Raw genomic sequence first — 15,749 nt, 5'->3', positions numbered from 1 at the left:
AAACAAGAGTATGTATAGAGGAGAATTTTGCTTTTCTTGAGGATTATATACTATATTTATGGTTTTTGGTGGAAAAAGATAGTTATAATTACATTTTAGGAGTTTCATTGTAATAATCTAAGAGGAAATGAACGGATCTATCTGCATATGATTGAAGATGATGAAGGAAAGGAAATGTATATGGAGAAAAAAGGACATATCTATAACCTTATTTCTATTCTAATGATGGCGATAGGACTTTACTAGCTAAGTTTGGTGTGCTGGAGATAAGCCCGGCACAAGCTGCAATCATTAATGTGCTGGTTATTTTACTAGCAAGCTATCTATTCGGATGGATACAAGGCAAACAAGTAACCTTCTATGCAGATAAAGAGATGATTCTGCTAGGAGTGCTGAATTCATTCGGCGTTATTCTTCTTTACATTAGCACCAGTTTGTTGTCTCCTGTTGAAATAGGATTCATTGGCCGTTTCTACACGGTATTCGCAATCTTATTGTCTTTGTTCATTCTGAAAGAGCGATTGAGCAAAAAAGAGACGTTATTTATCTTGGCAGCCATGTTAGGGATTTTTCTATTTATTGATACGACGAACGTATCTGGTGCTAGCTTGATAGGCAGTATATGTGCACTCTTCCAAACATTCTTCTTTGCTCTCTCCAATATCTATATTAAAAGGACTATGGCGACCGATAAGGATTCCAATTCTATCTTGTTCACCAATAACTGTATCGCGCTCGTTTTTGTAACGCTCTACGCAATTGTTACTGGACAGCTTTGGGAAGGGAATTTGTCGTTTTCAGGTATAGGATTGATTGCATTATCTTCTTTACTGACGGGCTTCATTGGCACGTTGTTCCTATATGAAGCTTTGAAATATTTGAGATTTTCAATTGCTAATACGATACGCGCATTTAGCCCGATATTGCTCGCTTTTATCTCTTTTCCGTTCTTTCCAGTTGAGATTACTTGGCAAAAAATCGCGGGAGCAAGTGTTATGCTGCTTTCGATTTTTCTTCTCACTGCAGATAAAAAGAAAAGACATCAATCATCCAAAAAGAGTACGGGTTGATGATAAGGTTTGTGCATGTCATATGCTATAGTAAAAGGGAAAATTAGAGGAGGGATTAGGATGCAGACAGAACGGTTACAGAAGCAGGATTTAGAAGCGGCAATGCAGATGTCGGAGTATGCTTTCCGATACCGCATACCTGAGGATAAGCGTGAGGCGAGACTGGAGCAGATGGATCAGCACCAGCAGCTTTATGGTATCAAGGAAAATGGGAAGCTGGCTGCTAAGCTGCAGCTGCTGCCGCTTTCGATCAAACTCGGTGAGCATACAATGCTGATGGGCGGGATCGCCGGGGTGGCTACTTATCCGGAATATCGCCGGAATGGGTATATCAAGCGACTATTAACTGATACGCTTTATCACATGCGCGAGCAAGGGATGCCTGTTTCTATGCTGCATCCATTCTATGTTGATTTCTATCGTCGGTTTGGATATGAGTTGTTCACGGACCGTACGATATATACATTGAAGAAGAAGGACCTCATTCGCTTGGCTCCAGTGGACGGAACAATTGAACGTATGAAAAAAGAAGAACATACGCAGGAAATTGAAGATATTTACACTGCCTATGCAGCTACATACAGCGGCATGCTTGCGCGGGAGGATTTTTGGTGGAAGTATCGGGTATACCGGGACCATGATTTTATTGCCCTTTATCGTGACTCTGACGGAAAGGCGCAAGGGTATATCATTTATGAAACTTCTTCGCGTGACAAGCTAGACGTGTCGCAATTTGTAGCGCTTAATGCTGAAGCCCGCAGGGGTCTGTGGAATTTCCTTGCTCAGCATGATTCCATGTTTGAGGAAGTAACACTGGATCTTCCGCCGCATGATCCTCTCATTTTTATGCTGCCAGATCCGCAGCTTGAGGTGAAGCATTATCCGTACTTTATGGCTCGTATTTTAGATGTGCCTGCTTTCTTTGAAAAATATGATTGGCAGGGAAGTCCTGCGGGTGTTGTGCTACATGTGGAGGATACAATCATTCAGGAAAATAACGATACTTTTACGTTTAAAGATGCAAACACAGTGATTTCAACAGAGACAAAAGGCATCAAGCTATCCATCAACATGCTTTCCGCCATTGCGTTTGGTTACAAGCGTCCGCTTGTACTTTGGCAGGCAGGGTTGATAGACGGACCAGAGGAAATGATCCGAAAATTCGAGCTGAGTATTCCAAGACGTGAACCGTACATTTATGATTTCTTCTAAGGAGATTAGCATTATATGATAAAGAAAGAATTTCACCGCCTTGCCCGTGCTGTAATCCGGAAAGGAGACAGCATCCTGCTTGCTAAGGCTGAAGGATGGCATAACAGCTTCCTGCCTGGCGGTCATGTGGAAATTGGAGAAGGTGCTGAAACTGCCTTGCTGCGTGAACTGCAGGAGGAGCTTGGCGTAAAGGGTAAGATTAGTAGCTTTCTCGGCGACTTTGAGCACAGCTGGCAGCATGAAGATACTGTACACTTTGAATTGACACATGTGTTTGAAGTGGTGATTGAAAAGGAGCAGATCGAGAGCCAGGAACCGCATCTTCAATTCTTCTGGGCAACAGTTGAAGAATTTGAAGAGCTGGATTTGCAGCCTTATCCACTTATCGGCGTTTTACGTGCAAGCCTGCTTCCTGCATCGGTCTGGCGGAGTACATTGGAGACAAACTGATTTTATCGGTTTGTCTTTTTCTTTAAAAAAGGACTTGCGGTTAACGTTGCGTCAACGTTTATCGTGAAAGCAGAAGGAGGGAAGTATGATGACATATACCGTTCAAAAACTGGCAGAGCTTGCTGGTGTGAGCAAGCGAACATTGCGCTATTACGATCAAATTGGTTTGCTGCATCCGGCAGAAATTAATGCGAGCGGTTATCGGATTTATACGGAGAACGAGGTAGATCTGCTGCAACAAATTCTTTTTTTTAGAGAGTTGGATGTGGATCTAGATACAATCAAATCCATTATTTATTCTCCGGATTTCGATAGGAAGAAAGCTTTAGAAGAGCACCGCGACAGTTTACTGAATAAGCAGGAGCATATCCGTATGCTTCTTGGAAACGTTGAGAAAAGCATTCAAGCAATGGAAAGGAAGGTAGAAATGACTGATAACGAGAAATTCATAGGCTTCAAAGAAAAGAAAATTGCTGAAAATGAGGCCAATTATGGAGAAGAAATCAGAGAAGCATATGGCGAGGAGGCAGTAGAAACTTCCAATCAAAAATTCCGAGGTTTGACCGAGGAACAGTACAGAAAAATGGAGGCAGTCGAGCAACAATTATTCGAGAAGCTGAAAAATGCAATGCAGGCAGGAGATCCAACAGCACCAGAAGCGTTACAAGCTGCTGAGTTGCATCGGAAATGGCTGTCATTCACTTGGTCTACATACTCCAAAGAAGCGCATGCAGGTTTAGCGGAGATGTATGTCCAGGATGAGCGATTCGCAGCTTATTATAAAAATAAAATCCGAGAAGGAGCAGCTCAGTTTCTCCGGGATAGCATCCGTTATTACACAAAACTTTAATGTCATGCGCAGCTTTTGTAATCCAAAGCAAAGAGGTGATACACTTATTGGAAAAGGAGAGATGATATGAACAAAAAAGTAGTAGTGAACGGCATGGAATTGGCGGCTTATGACTATGAACATAAATATGTCACGAAAAATGGAAAAGAATTGAACGAGATCAGCTTCAAGTTTCCAGTGACAAGTGAGGCTTACCATGATGTAGCTGTGTTGCTGTATAAAGATGATTTCCAAGTGGAAGTTCCGGAAGATAACATTACTTTTGAAGCAGCGATTAAACAGTACAGCACAAGTATTACGAATCTGTATGAGAAAGACCAGGTAGGCGAATATTCCCTTGTGCTGGAGGAGAAGGTTGGAGCAGCGCTATGAAAATTGTCGTAGCTCCCGACTCCTTTAAGGAGAGTATGACAGCCTTGGAAGCGGCGGCTGCATGTGAGCGGGGAATCCGCCGGGCGATGCCGGACGCAGATGTCATCAAGGTCCCGATGGCAGATGGCGGTGAAGGGACTGTGCAATCACTGGTCGACGCAACGGGCGGCAAGCTGCATACACGTGAAGTGACAGGACCTCTTGGAGATAAAGTAACTGCTGTATTTGGTATGCTTGGTGATGGAAAAACGGCAGTTATCGAAATGGCTGAGGCATCAGGTCTCCATCTTGTGCCGCGTGACAAACGGGATCCGCTTCGGGCTACAACGCGTGGAACAGGCGAATTGATGCAGGAAGCATTAGAAGCAGGAGCAAATCATATAATTATCGGCCTTGGCGGTAGTGCAACGAATGATGGCGGTGCAGGTATGGCTGCTGCACTAGGAGTTGAATTCCTCGATGCAAAAGGAGAGCAGCTGCAAGATGGCGCGCTGGCTTTGAAGAAGCTCACCGAGGTGAAAGCAGAAGGAATAGATCCTCGCTGGCAGCATGTCCAAGTGGAGGTAGCCTGCGATGTGGAGAACCCTTTGACCGGTGACAATGGTGCATCTTATGTGTTCGGTCCGCAAAAAGGTGCAGATGACGAAATGGTAATTCAATTGGACGAGATACTAACACATTACGCTGCAAAAGTAGAACAGACTGTCGGAAAATCAATTAAGCAGCTGCCGGGTGCAGGAGCTGCAGGTGGATTAGGAGCAGGGTTAGTGGCTTTTCTGCCGGCAGAACTAAAGAGCGGCATCACCATAGTCAAAGAAGCAACGGGATTGGCAGATCATATCAAGGATGCAGATTTGGTTATTACAGGCGAAGGAAAGATTGATGGCCAGACGATTTATGGAAAGACACCGATTGGGGTAGCCAGAACGGCAAAACAATTTGGAGTTCCGGTCATTGCAATCGCCGGAAATGTAGGCAAAGGAAGCGAGGCAGTGTATGACCATGGAATAGATGCTGTGTTCAGTATCATGCCGGGAGTCATGGACTTGTCACAGGCGCTTTCCAATGGGGAAACAAATATTGAACAGACTGTCTACAATATATCTAAAATGATGAAAATTTCCCGAGCGTTCTAAAGAAATCTTTCCTTGAAAATAGGATTTGAAGAATACCTTTCTTTATGTATAAATCTTCACAAATTGGTCACACTGTTATGTGTAAGCGGTTACTTTATAGCGTATACTAACAGTATAAAGTGGAGGGTATACAGAAAGGAGAGGCTGAGAATGATCTTGAAAGCGCTTAAGGAAACGGGTGACATGACAATCTCTTATTATGAGAATGGCATGCTGCATACCTTTACCGGAAGATATCATAATCTGAATCTCTTGGACCAAACGCTTTGCCTGGAAAATGATGAAAAGAAACGAATGATAATCCATATTGCGGGTATTCAGCATATACATTAACAAACAGCCGAAAGCATCTCTTGATGTTTTTCGGCGTTTTTTTTATGTTTTTTACCATTTTTGCGGTACAATAGATGGAACAAATAAGATACCCGTTGCCTTATGTAAACGGATACGGGAAAACAGCTGTCAGAGAACGGGCTGATTAGTGGAGGTTTCAAGCATGAGTTCGCAATATCCAGATGATGGACTGACTTTACATACAGATCTTTATCAAATCAATATGGCGGAGACGTATTGGAGTGATGGGGTCCATGAAAGAAAGGCAGTGTTCGAGGTTTCGTTCCGCAAGCTGCCGTTCGGTAATGGCTTTGCCATATTTGCAGGATTGGAACGCGTTATAGAGTATTTGCAGCAATTTCGTTTCACAGAGAGTGATTTGACGTACTTAAAGGATGAGCTTGGCTATGGGGAAGACTTCCTGGCTTATCTGAAGGATTTGCGCTTTACAGGGACAGTTTACTCCGTTGTAGAAGGGGAGCTTGTCTTCAGCAATGAACCGCTAATGCGAATCGAGGCACCGCTGGCTGAGGCGCAGCTGGTAGAGACGGCAATATTGAATATCGTCAATTACCAGACACTGATTGCGACAAAGGCATCGAGAATCAAGCTTCTGCTGGGCGATGATATTGCACTGGAAATGGGCAGCCGTCGTGCACATGAGCTGGATGCAGCAGTCTGGGGCACGAGAGCAGCCTATATCGGCGGGTTTGAGGCAACTTCGAATGTCCGTGCAGGCAAGAAATTCGGCATTCCGGTAGCAGGGACACTGGCACACTCGATGATTCAGGCTTACCGTGACGAATACACAGCATTCACCAAGTATGCAGAGCGGCATACGAATTGTACATTCCTTGTCGACACATATGATACGCTTCGTTCTGGTGTACCGAATGCTATCCGTGTTGCAAAGGAACAGGGTGATAAGATCAATTTCACTGCAATCAGACTTGATAGCGGAGACTTGGCTTACTTATCCAAAAAGGCTCGGAAAGCATTGGATGATGCCGGATTTACTGATACTAAGATTTCCGCATCGAATGATTTGGACGAAGAAACGATTCAGAGCTTGAAGTCTCAAGGAGCTAAGATTGATATCTGGGGTATAGGTACGAAGCTGATTACTGCTTATGATCAGCCGGCTTTAGGTGCTGTGTACAAACTGGTGAGCATCGAGGATGACGGTGCTATGCAGGATACGATCAAAATTAGTGCCAATCCGGAGAAGGTATCGACGCCAGGCTTGAAGAAAGTATACCGGATCGTTAATCGGATCAGTAAAAAATCCGAAGGCGACTACATCGCCATGGAGGATGAAAATCCGCAGGAAGAGGATCATCTGAAGATGTTCCATCCAGTCCATACGTATGTGAGCAAGTTCGTGACGAATTACGATGCAGTTGATTTGCATCAGACGATATTCCAAGACGGCAAGCTTGTATACGAGCTGCCAGCTATTGAAGATATCAAGGCATATGCGAAAGCTAATCTTTCTCTGCTATGGGATGAATATAAACGTCCGAAAGCGCCGGAGGAATATCCTGTCGATCTCAGTCAGAAGTGCTGGGATAATAAGATGGCGAATATCCAGAAAGTGAAAGAGCATGTAAAATCTTTGCACACAACAAGTTGATAGGGTTACAATTCTGTCTAATGGGAATAACTGTATCATCCAGTTTCTATCTTCTAAATGGAAAACCTGTGAAAATGCTGTTGCAGCAATGTTAAGAATGCAGATTAGTAGCCATGAACATAGGGATGCATGCTATAATAAGGAAATACGGGGACAGCTATGTTCCTGCATATTAATCTAGAACATACAGCTTTTACATCAGGTGAAGGTTATGTATAAATTTATTAAATGAGGTGTTTTTAATGAACAAAGCAGAACTAGTAGAAGCAGTAGCACAACAAGCAGAACTATCTAAAAAAGATGCAAGCAAAGCAGTTGATGCACTACTTGAAACAATCTCTGAGACACTAGCAAAAGAAGAAAAAGTACAGCTTGTAGGCTTCGGTACTTTTGAAGTGAGAGAGCGTGCAGCACGTACTGGCCGTAATCCACAGACAGGCGAAGAAATCACAATCCCTGCATCCAAAGCTCCAGCTTTCAAAGCGGGTAAAGATTTCAAAGAAGCTGTAAAATAAGAAGATTCCTTCGTGAAATAGAAACTGCCGACGCACTTGTGCGTCGGCAGTTTTTTTATAGCTTGCTGATATGGATGATAGACAACTGTCCGCTGTTTGCTTCCACTTTCCATAGCGGCTCGAACATTGTACGTAAAATAGCGGCTGTAGCTTCATCCGACTTCAGACCTTGGACCGTCTTCTCATCTACTGCATAATCTTTACCTTCCTCTAATCCAAAGCGCAGATGCAGAAGATTGCGTACACCGTTGAAGGTAGGGAAGGAAATGCTATAACCCTCTTTCAAAGCAGATGTTAGCTTGTTTTTCTGCGACTGGAGCATTTCTGGGTCGGCTTTTGGATAGCTGTCTTGAATTGCACTCCACTCACCTGCTTCAATTAGTCTTGCTGTTTGCTCTCTTCCCAGACCGCTATGGGCAATGCGTTCGATTTGGTAGGCTTCTGCTTGAGATATGGTGATTGTCATGTTCAAGTCTCCCTTAGTGAATGGCTTTATTCGATGGTGCTTGGATAGTGAAGGATTTTCGCCTTTTGTACAGGTAGGCAATCAGTTCCAGCAAAAAGCCGGGAATCTTTTTAGGAAATAGTCTTTTCTTGTAGAACCTATCATAGGCTCGGTGAAGATCTTCCCATTGCGTGCAATGCTTTTGCTGACGGAATCGTGCAGGATCGATTAATCGGATGTCTCCAGCTGGTGTAATCAGGATATTCCGCAAATGAATGTCGGATGGATTCAATCCTTCTGCTGCTGCTGCGACTAGGGCATTGTCGATGTCGGCTATATGACGATCTGTTACGGGGATCCCCTCGCGAAGACATTCGTACAGAGTATGGCCGGGGATATAATCCATTACTAAATAACCGTTACCGGCTGCGTGAAGAGCCGGGAAGAAGTGATTGCTCTCAAGTGTTTTATAGATTTCCGCTTCTTCTGCCGCAATGTGGCGGAAGGCAGGAAAAAATACCTTCATTACTTTAGAGGATTCCGTTAGGCGGAATGCAAATGCGCTCCTGCCGGTCCCGATCAGCACGAGAGAGGAAGGGTACGCTGTTAAATGGGGCATTGTATCAGAACCAGACATGTGAATCTGCTCAGCAATCTGCTCAAAATCAGCCATTTCCAGCACTCCTTTTCTTTGAAACAAGGGCTCGTACAGTTATCATACGCACAAAAACGAGAGTAGGTGCATAAAATAGTAAAAAAGCTAGTCCATCCTCCATAATTCCTATCTCTGCTTTTCCTGCTTTCTGGCTATTTTCATCTTAACAGGGACTGTTTCCTTTACCTTTAGGGAAAATAACTATATCGTCAATCTATAAAGTTCTACTTTTTCCCAATCTAATCGAAATCATATAAAGAAAAAAGGTGATTACATGCAAGAGAGACCTAGTACGACAGAATATCCTGCTTATTTCCAAGATTACATGAAACTTGTGCCTGAGGGAAATATAGTAGCTCTGTTTAAGGAACAGGAAAGGCAAACATCCAATCTTCTGCAAGGCCTAACTGATGAGCAAGCTCGCTTCGCTTACGATATTGAAAAATGGACGATCAAGGAAGTGATCGGCCACCTTACAGACACAGAAAGGATTATGTCTTATCGACTGCTTACCATTGCCCGCGGAGATGTGACGCCGCTGCCAGGTTTTCATGAGGATTCCTATGTGCTGCAAGCTAAATTCACGGAGATGACAGTAGCAAGCCTTCTGGCGCAATATAAGGCAGTGCGTGCGTCCACGATCGCTCTGCTGGAGTCACTGCATGATCAGGATTGGGTCAGGCAGGGAATGGCAAATGGTCATGTCACATCGGTTCGATCGCTGGCGTATATAATGCTTGGTCATGAACGTCATCACCACAATATCCTTCACGAGCGTTACTTCGCTTCCGCTACGTATCCGCTCAACCGCATGTGATTTGGGGTATATTGACAGAGAACAAACAATCATGTATGCTATATTGCAGATTAATAGAATGGGATTGTGATTGCTCCAAAGGGGAGTAGCTTCCAGTTAAGTCGACAACACGTGATAGCTTGCTATCGCCGGTTTAACTGACAACGTTAAGTTGTTTGCCAGACCTTTGCCAATTTGGTGAAGACTGATTACAGACAGGACCTTCACACTGTGGGGGTCCTTTTCGTTTAGTACACACAAATGGAGGAATTATTTCCGTGTTGAAGAAATGCTTAGAACTGATACAGCTGCGGGCACCATCCATCAAGCTCGAACTGATTCAGGCAAGCTATCATGCAGGCGAAAAAATCGAGGGACATTTTCAGCTTCTAGGAGGCTGGAAGGACCAAAATCTAAACAGATTGGATTGCGATTTGGTTATAAAAAACAGCGCAAACGATAAAATAGTGAATATAAAGAATGTACTAAACATTTTTATGACCAAGCAATTAAAATCAAATGAACAAATGAAGAAGCCGTTCACATTCCGTTTACCAGAGGAATTGGAACCAAGCTCCAGTACATTGGTCTATGAGCTGCAGACAAAGCTCGTGTTCGCCAATGAAAAATGCGCGAAAGATGATAGGCAAGTACAGATATTAGCGTAGACGCTATGAGAAGGAGGAGATTGCATTGGGAAGGCTTTGCTGAAGATAATAACCTTTTATAACAGAAGTTTTGCTGGCGCTGCTCCTCGTCGAGGTGTCGCAGCTATTTTATTAATCTGCTTGTAAACTATCAAACAAATAAGCGAGGTGAGTCCCTTCAATTAACGAAGGGAATTAATTGGACCCATCAATAGTCATTAATTTAAGTTTAGTAGTGTTATTCATCATTTTTACAGCCTTTTTCGTAGGTGCAGAGTTTTCAGTTGTGAAGGTGCGTATGTCCCGGATCGACCAGCTTGTTGCAGAAGGTAACAAACGGGCAATCATTGTTAGTAAGCTAGTGAATAATCTTGATTATTACTTGTCAGCCTGTCAGCTGGGTATTACTGTAACGGCGCTTGTACTAGGTGCGTTAGGTGAACCTACAGTAGAGAAAATACTGCACCCGCTGTTCAATGATCTAGGATTGTCTGAATCTGTTTCCACCTTGCTTTCCTACGCCATTGCTTTTGCGTCGGTCACTTTCTTACACGTTGTAATTGGTGAATTGGCGCCGAAGACACTAGCAATTCAGTACACGGAGCAATTGACATTAATTTTAGGTCCGCCGTTGTATTGGTTTGGTAAGCTAATGGCTCCGTTCATCTATTTGCTGAATGGTTCTGCTCGTGTATTTCTGAAGTTGTTCGGCGTGAAACCGGCGGCTCATGAATCAGCACACTCGGAAGAGGAACTGCGTATCATCATGACACAAAGTTATCAAAGTGGTGAAATTAACAAAACAGAACTTAGTTATATGGAAAATATTTTCACATTCGATGAGCGTGTGGCGAAGGATATCATGGTGCCGCGGACACAGGTGGTCACCTTGGAGAAATCCATGACAGCTGCAGAAGTAATCGAGATCATCGATGAACATCAGTTCACACGTTATCTTGTGACAGAGGATGGAGATAAAGACCATATCATCGGTTTCGTCAATGTGAAGGAAATGCTTACGGATTTTGCAGCGGGCAGAAGACAGAGTCTGCCTAACTTCATCCATGAGCTGCCGCTTATCCATGAAGGAACATCCTTGCAGGATGCTCTTTTGAAGATGCAGACTGAACGCGTGCATATTGCACTCGTAGTGGATGAATACGGCGGAACCGCAGGTATTCTGACGATGGAGGATATTCTGGAAGAGATCGTCGGGGAAATTCATGACGAATTCGATGAAGATGAAGTGCCGGATATCCAGGAAGTGTCTGATCGTACGTATCATATCAACGGTCGTGTACTGCTGGATGATTTGGAGGATCAATTCGGCTCTGTGTTTGATAATCGTGCAGATGTCGATACAATAGGTGGCTGGATTTTCGTTAAGAACGACGAAGTAGATTCTCAAACGACTGTAGTGGATGTGGCAGGAAATGAGTGGGAAGTTATCGAAATGGATAACCATCAGATTCTTATGATTGAACTGCGCATCCTGGAACAAGAACAGCTTCCGATGCTGGAAGCTTGATAGATAAAGTAAAGTAAGAAAAGGCCGGGATGCCTATTGTGCATCCCGGTCTTTTTTATGGAGGTAAACACAAGATGATCAGACTTTATGAAAATAAACATCAGGAAAAGAATGAGGTTGCCAGGCATCAGCATGACACACATCAGTTGTTATATGTCCTGGATGGAGAAGGGGAATGTGAATTAGATATGAGGAGCCAGGAGCTTCTGCCTGACAGTATCATGCTCATCTCTCCGCATACAGAGCATGCTATTCAAGCTCATTCGAAGATGACGGTGCTCGTGCTAGAATTCGATATCCGACATTTGACAGACGACGTCGTTTCTTATCTTGTCGAGCCAGTGTTCGTAGTATCTCGGGTGTTAAACCTATCTCTGTTCGAAAGCAGTGAGCTTCGTCAGCTTCTGCGGAAGATGCTATTCGAACAATCCCAGAACCATCCGATTCATGCAATGGGATTGAAGCTCCTGCTTGCTCAAGTGCTTTATCAGCTTGCTATCATGCAACAGGAAGATACAACGCAGGATACAAATACAAGGCGGGCGAAGTGGCTAAAGCATCACTTGGAAACACGATATTTTGAGATTGCCAGTATGGAAGAAGTTGCAGCCAAAGCTGGTGTAAGCAGCCGGTACATGAATCAGATTTTTAAAGAAATGTATGATACGACTCCTTATCAGTTCCTGACAGAGGTACGGCTGCTGAAGGTGAAGAAGATGCTGCGTGAATCTGACAGAGAAATTGTTTCTATCTGCTTTGAAGTTGGTTTTGAAGCGGTCTCGACATTTTATCGTGTCTTTAAAAAATATGTCGGTGTAACACCGAATGTTTATAGGCGGACAACAGATGATTTCCGAAATTGAGAATATGAGAAAAGAATGATAAGAAAAATGTAAACGCTTTACTTATACTATCCTTAATATGGATAATGGGAGGACGTAAAGATGGCGACAAAGAATATTGGGATAATCATGAACGGTGTAACAGGCAGAATGGGTACAAATCAGCATCTTATCCGATCCATCGCAGCAATTCGTGCAGAAGGCGGTGTGTTGCTTTCGAACGGAGATCGTTTGCTGCCGGATCCGATTCTTGTCGGGCGGAATGAAGAGAAGCTCGCAAAACTTGCCAGAGAGAATGATGTGGAGCGTTACAGCACGGATTTGGAGGCGGCTTTGGCCGATGACTATAACGTGATTTATTTTGATTCACAGACGACAAATCGAAGGGAAGCTAGTATCAAGCAGGCAATTGAAGCAGGCAAGCATATTTATTGTGAGAAACCGACGGCTACTAGCTTGGAAGGATCCTTAGAACTAGCCAGATTGGCACGCGAGAACGGTGTGAAAAATGGGGTTGTGCAAGATAAGCTTTTCCTGCCTGGATTGCTGAAGCTGAAGCACTTAATCGATAGCGATTACTTTGGGGAGATCCTGTCTGTAAAGCTGGACTTTGGCTATTGGGTATTCGAAGGCGATTGGCAGGAAGCACAGCGTCCGAGCTGGAATTACCGAGCCGAAGACGGCGGCGGTATCATTGTTGATATGTTCGCGCACTGGCGGTATGTCATCGACCATCTTTTTGGTGAAATTGACAGTCTGACTTGCCTTGGAGCAACACATATCCCGTACCGGGTGGATGAAGCGGGTAATCGCTATAAAGCAACAGCAGATGATGCGGCATATGCAATTTTTGCTCTTAAGAACGGGAGAGTTGTACAGGCAAACTCCTCTTGGACAACAAGAGTTGACCGAGATGATCTAGTTACCTTCCAAGTGGATGGGACGCTGGGAAGTGCAGTAGCTGGTCTGCGAGATTGCAAGGTACAGCATCGTGTTACTACACCGAAGCCTGTGTGGAATCCGGATATACCCAATGCAATTGACTTCCGTTCCCAGTGGGAGGCATTGCCGGAGAATCGTACGTATGATAATGGATTCAAGATTCAATGGGAGCTGTTTTTGAAGCATGTGGAAGAAGATGCAGCATTCCCTTGGGACTTGCTGGAGGGCGCGAAAGGTACCCAGCTGTCAGATCTGGGGCTGGAAGCATGGCGCGAGAAGAAATGGGTCACTGTTCCGAGTCTGGAAGTATAAAGGAGGAAGCAGCATGACAACGATTCTTTTACCGAAGCAAGGCCGTTCATTAGAGGCATACACACTGGTCCATCCAGCTTCCACTTACCCGACAGAAGGAGCCTTCCGGACAAGAACAGCCTATTCTGCTGCTCATGTCGTTGCGGATACGCAATCTGAAGCACACCCTATCTTAGGCGGGGCGGTTGATTGGGATGCAACTTTAGATTATCGGAAAGCGCTGTGGAAGCTTGGTTTCGGCGTAGCAGAAGCAATGGATACAGCGCAGCGAGGCATGGGGCTCACATATGAGATGGCAAAGGAATTGATTTCTATAAGTGCAGAGGAAGCGAAAAAAGAGAAAGCATTGCTTGCTTCTGGAGCCGGGACAGATCATTTGCCGGCTGACAGTACGTATACGATGTCGGAGATTAAGCAGGCTTACGAAGAGCAATGCACATTCGTAGAAGGTACCGGAAGTCAGATCATCTTGATGGCTAGCCGCGCGCTGGCTGCCAGTGCACGATCTGCAGCGGATTACAAGGACGTATACGGGCATGTGCTTGACGGAGTGCAGAAACCGGTTATCCTACATTGGCTTGGGCCGATGTTCGATCCGAAATTGACTGGCTACTGGGGATCGGAAACCATCAGCCGTGCGATGGACGACTGTTTGGAATTGATTCATCAGTACGAAGGAAAAATCGACGGTATTAAGATTTCTCTACTCGATAAGGACAAAGAAATCGAGATGCGAGCAAAGCTTCCGGCATCGGTTCGGATGTATACAGGAGATGATTTTAATTATCCAGAGCTGATTCAAGGTGATGGAGAGCAATATAGCCATGCGTTGCTCGGTATCTTTGATGCGATTGCACCAGCTGCTTCAGAGGCACTGCGCGCACTGGATGCTGATGATCCGGACCAGTACCGGGATATCTTCGATAAGACGGTACCGCTTGCAAGGCATATCTTTGAAACACCAACATACGCCTACAAAACAGGTGTTGTTTTCCTGGCATATTTGAATGGGTATCAATCACATTTCCGGATGATCGGCGGTGCAGAAGGAGCCCGGTCTGTTCTCCATTTGAGTGAGCTATTCAGACTTGCTGATCAAGCGGGAGTCCTAGTGGATCCAGCGCTTGCTGCAGAACGAATGCAGCTCGTATTGAAGCTTGCTGGTATTGAGCAGAAGGTGATGTCATGACAAGAGCCAATTTGCAGCTTCTTAGTCTGAATCAGATTACGACGGAAAACTGGTCACTGACCGAAGCAATCCAAGGCTGTGCCCGTCATGATATCCACTGGATATCTATTTGGCGGCATAAGCTGGAGGAAATCGGTTTAAAAGAAGCGAAAAAGCTGTTGACGGAATACGGCTTGCGCGTGTCCAGCCTATGTCGGGGCGGCATGTTTCCAGCAGCTACAGAGAGTGAGAGGCAGCAGCGTATAGATGATAACAAACGCGCAATAGAAGATGCGAAGGCATTGGGGACAGATGTACTGGTACTCGTTTGCGGTCCGGCTGCTGACAAAAATATCGCTCAGGCCCGTCAATGGGTGGAGGCAGGAATAGATGCGATCCTTCCTTATGCGGAAGAGATGGGTGTAAAGCTTGGAATCGAGCCTCTTCATCCGATGTATGCAGCTGATCGTTCTGTTATCAATACACTAGGTCAAGCCAATACTTTAGCGGAGAAGCTGCAATCCGATCATCTTGGGGTTGTGGTGGATGCCTTTCATGTATGGTGGGATCCGGAGCTGCGTAGCCAGATTGATCGAGCTAAGGGTAAGATACTAGGCTTCCATGTGTCAGATTGGAAGGTGCCGATGAAGGATATGTTCAAAGGGCGAGCCATGATGGGAGATGGAGTCATCAATTTGCGCGAGATGCGCAGCATGGTGGAGGAAGCGGGCTATCTAGGACCTATTGAGGTGGAAATCATCAATCAGGAGATATGGGATCAGCCAGGCGATGAAGTGCTTCATCAAATGAAGCAATGCTATCAGGCACATGTATAAAAGGGGA

At 44.7% G+C, this 15,749-nt stretch carries 18 protein-coding genes; 16 read left to right on the top strand and 2 right to left on the bottom strand.

The window, feature by feature from the left end:
- Positions 1-257 precede the first annotated feature (257 nt).
- The 9 genes from CHH58_RS15590 to CHH58_RS15550 all read left to right on the top strand — a co-directional run bounded on the left by CHH58_RS15590 (position 258) and on the right by CHH58_RS15550 (position 7,571).
- Positions 258-1,070, top strand: a complete 813-nt coding sequence (locus tag CHH58_RS15590; protein WP_249275157.1) for a DMT family transporter — start codon at positions 258-260, stop codon at positions 1,068-1,070.
- Between the two features lie 60 nt (positions 1,071-1,130).
- Positions 1,131-2,282 (top strand): GNAT family N-acetyltransferase, encoded by a 1,152-nt coding sequence (locus tag CHH58_RS15585; protein WP_170937662.1) that lies wholly within the window; start codon positions 1,131-1,133, stop codon positions 2,280-2,282.
- Positions 2,283-2,297: 15 nt separating this feature from the next.
- Complete coding sequence (locus CHH58_RS15580; RefSeq protein ID WP_095228444.1) at positions 2,298-2,732, top strand: NUDIX domain-containing protein; 435 nt, start codon at positions 2,298-2,300, stop codon at positions 2,730-2,732.
- An 85-nt stretch (positions 2,733-2,817) separates the two neighbouring features.
- Entirely contained in the window at positions 2,818-3,582 is a 765-nt protein-coding gene (locus CHH58_RS15575) for a MerR family transcriptional regulator (protein WP_346426088.1), read from the top strand.
- 66 nt (positions 3,583-3,648) lie between these two features.
- On the top strand, positions 3,649-3,954 hold the full coding sequence (locus CHH58_RS15570) for a DUF3219 family protein (RefSeq protein ID WP_095228448.1): 306 nt from the start codon (positions 3,649-3,651) through the stop codon (positions 3,952-3,954).
- Complete coding sequence (locus CHH58_RS15565; protein ID WP_095228450.1) at positions 3,951-5,090, top strand: glycerate kinase; 1,140 nt, start codon at positions 3,951-3,953, stop codon at positions 5,088-5,090. The genes CHH58_RS15570 and CHH58_RS15565 overlap by 4 nt, the downstream gene beginning before the upstream one ends.
- A 150-nt stretch (positions 5,091-5,240) precedes the next feature.
- Positions 5,241-5,423: a YolD-like family protein gene (locus tag CHH58_RS15560; RefSeq protein ID WP_095224488.1), complete on the top strand. Its 183-nt coding sequence runs from the start codon at positions 5,241-5,243 to the stop codon at positions 5,421-5,423.
- A gap of 163 nt (positions 5,424-5,586) precedes the next feature.
- The gene (locus tag CHH58_RS15555; RefSeq protein WP_095261438.1) at positions 5,587-7,056 is read left to right on the top strand and encodes a nicotinate phosphoribosyltransferase; all 1,470 of its coding nucleotides are present in this window, start codon (positions 5,587-5,589) and stop codon (positions 7,054-7,056) included.
- Positions 7,057-7,298: 242 nt separating this feature from the next.
- Complete coding sequence (locus tag CHH58_RS15550; RefSeq protein ID WP_038557662.1) at positions 7,299-7,571, top strand: HU family DNA-binding protein; 273 nt, start codon at positions 7,299-7,301, stop codon at positions 7,569-7,571.
- A gap of 55 nt (positions 7,572-7,626) precedes the next feature.
- Here the strand turns inward: CHH58_RS15550 and CHH58_RS15545 are convergent, their stop codons facing one another.
- Positions 7,627-8,037 carry a hypothetical protein gene (locus CHH58_RS15545; RefSeq protein ID WP_095228454.1) on the bottom strand — a complete coding sequence of 137 codons (411 nt, stop codon included), beginning with the start codon at positions 8,035-8,037 and terminating at the stop codon, positions 7,627-7,629.
- 13 nt (positions 8,038-8,050) lie between these two features.
- Positions 8,051-8,689: a serine/threonine protein kinase gene (locus tag CHH58_RS15540; RefSeq protein WP_095261437.1), complete on the bottom strand. Its 639-nt coding sequence runs from the start codon at positions 8,687-8,689 to the stop codon at positions 8,051-8,053.
- Positions 8,690-8,945: 256 nt separating this feature from the next.
- Here CHH58_RS15540 and CHH58_RS15535 point away from each other — a divergent pair, with 256 nt between their 5' ends.
- The 7 genes from CHH58_RS15535 (at position 8,946) to CHH58_RS15505 (ending at position 15,742) form a co-directional block, all read left to right on the top strand.
- The gene (locus CHH58_RS15535; RefSeq protein ID WP_095228458.1) at positions 8,946-9,488 is read left to right on the top strand and encodes a DinB family protein; all 543 of its coding nucleotides are present in this window, start codon (positions 8,946-8,948) and stop codon (positions 9,486-9,488) included.
- A gap of 257 nt (positions 9,489-9,745) precedes the next feature.
- The gene (locus tag CHH58_RS15530; RefSeq protein WP_170937661.1) at positions 9,746-10,135 is read left to right on the top strand and encodes a sporulation protein; all 390 of its coding nucleotides are present in this window, start codon (positions 9,746-9,748) and stop codon (positions 10,133-10,135) included.
- 178 nt (positions 10,136-10,313) lie between these two features.
- Entirely contained in the window at positions 10,314-11,642 is a 1,329-nt protein-coding gene (locus CHH58_RS15525; RefSeq protein WP_095228462.1) for a hemolysin family protein, read from the top strand.
- Between the two features lie 74 nt (positions 11,643-11,716).
- On the top strand, positions 11,717-12,505 hold the full coding sequence (locus CHH58_RS15520; protein WP_249275156.1) for a helix-turn-helix domain-containing protein: 789 nt from the start codon (positions 11,717-11,719) through the stop codon (positions 12,503-12,505).
- 81 nt (positions 12,506-12,586) lie between these two features.
- Positions 12,587-13,738 (top strand): Gfo/Idh/MocA family protein, encoded by a 1,152-nt coding sequence (locus CHH58_RS15515; protein ID WP_095262780.1) that lies wholly within the window; start codon positions 12,587-12,589, stop codon positions 13,736-13,738.
- A gap of 13 nt (positions 13,739-13,751) precedes the next feature.
- Complete coding sequence (locus tag CHH58_RS15510) at positions 13,752-14,927, top strand: dihydrodipicolinate synthase family protein (protein WP_095233667.1); 1,176 nt, start codon at positions 13,752-13,754, stop codon at positions 14,925-14,927.
- Entirely contained in the window at positions 14,924-15,742 is an 819-nt protein-coding gene (locus CHH58_RS15505; RefSeq protein WP_095262779.1) for a sugar phosphate isomerase/epimerase family protein, read from the top strand. The genes CHH58_RS15510 and CHH58_RS15505 overlap by 4 nt, the downstream gene beginning before the upstream one ends.
- The last annotated feature ends 7 nt before the right edge of the window (positions 15,743-15,749 follow it).

Source organism: Terribacillus saccharophilus (genome assembly GCF_002272745.1).
GTDB lineage: Bacteria > Bacillota > Bacilli > Bacillales > Amphibacillaceae > Terribacillus > Terribacillus saccharophilus_B.
The sequence above is the reverse complement of the archived record's forward strand: the minus strand, read 5'-3'. Positions and strand labels throughout refer to the sequence as shown.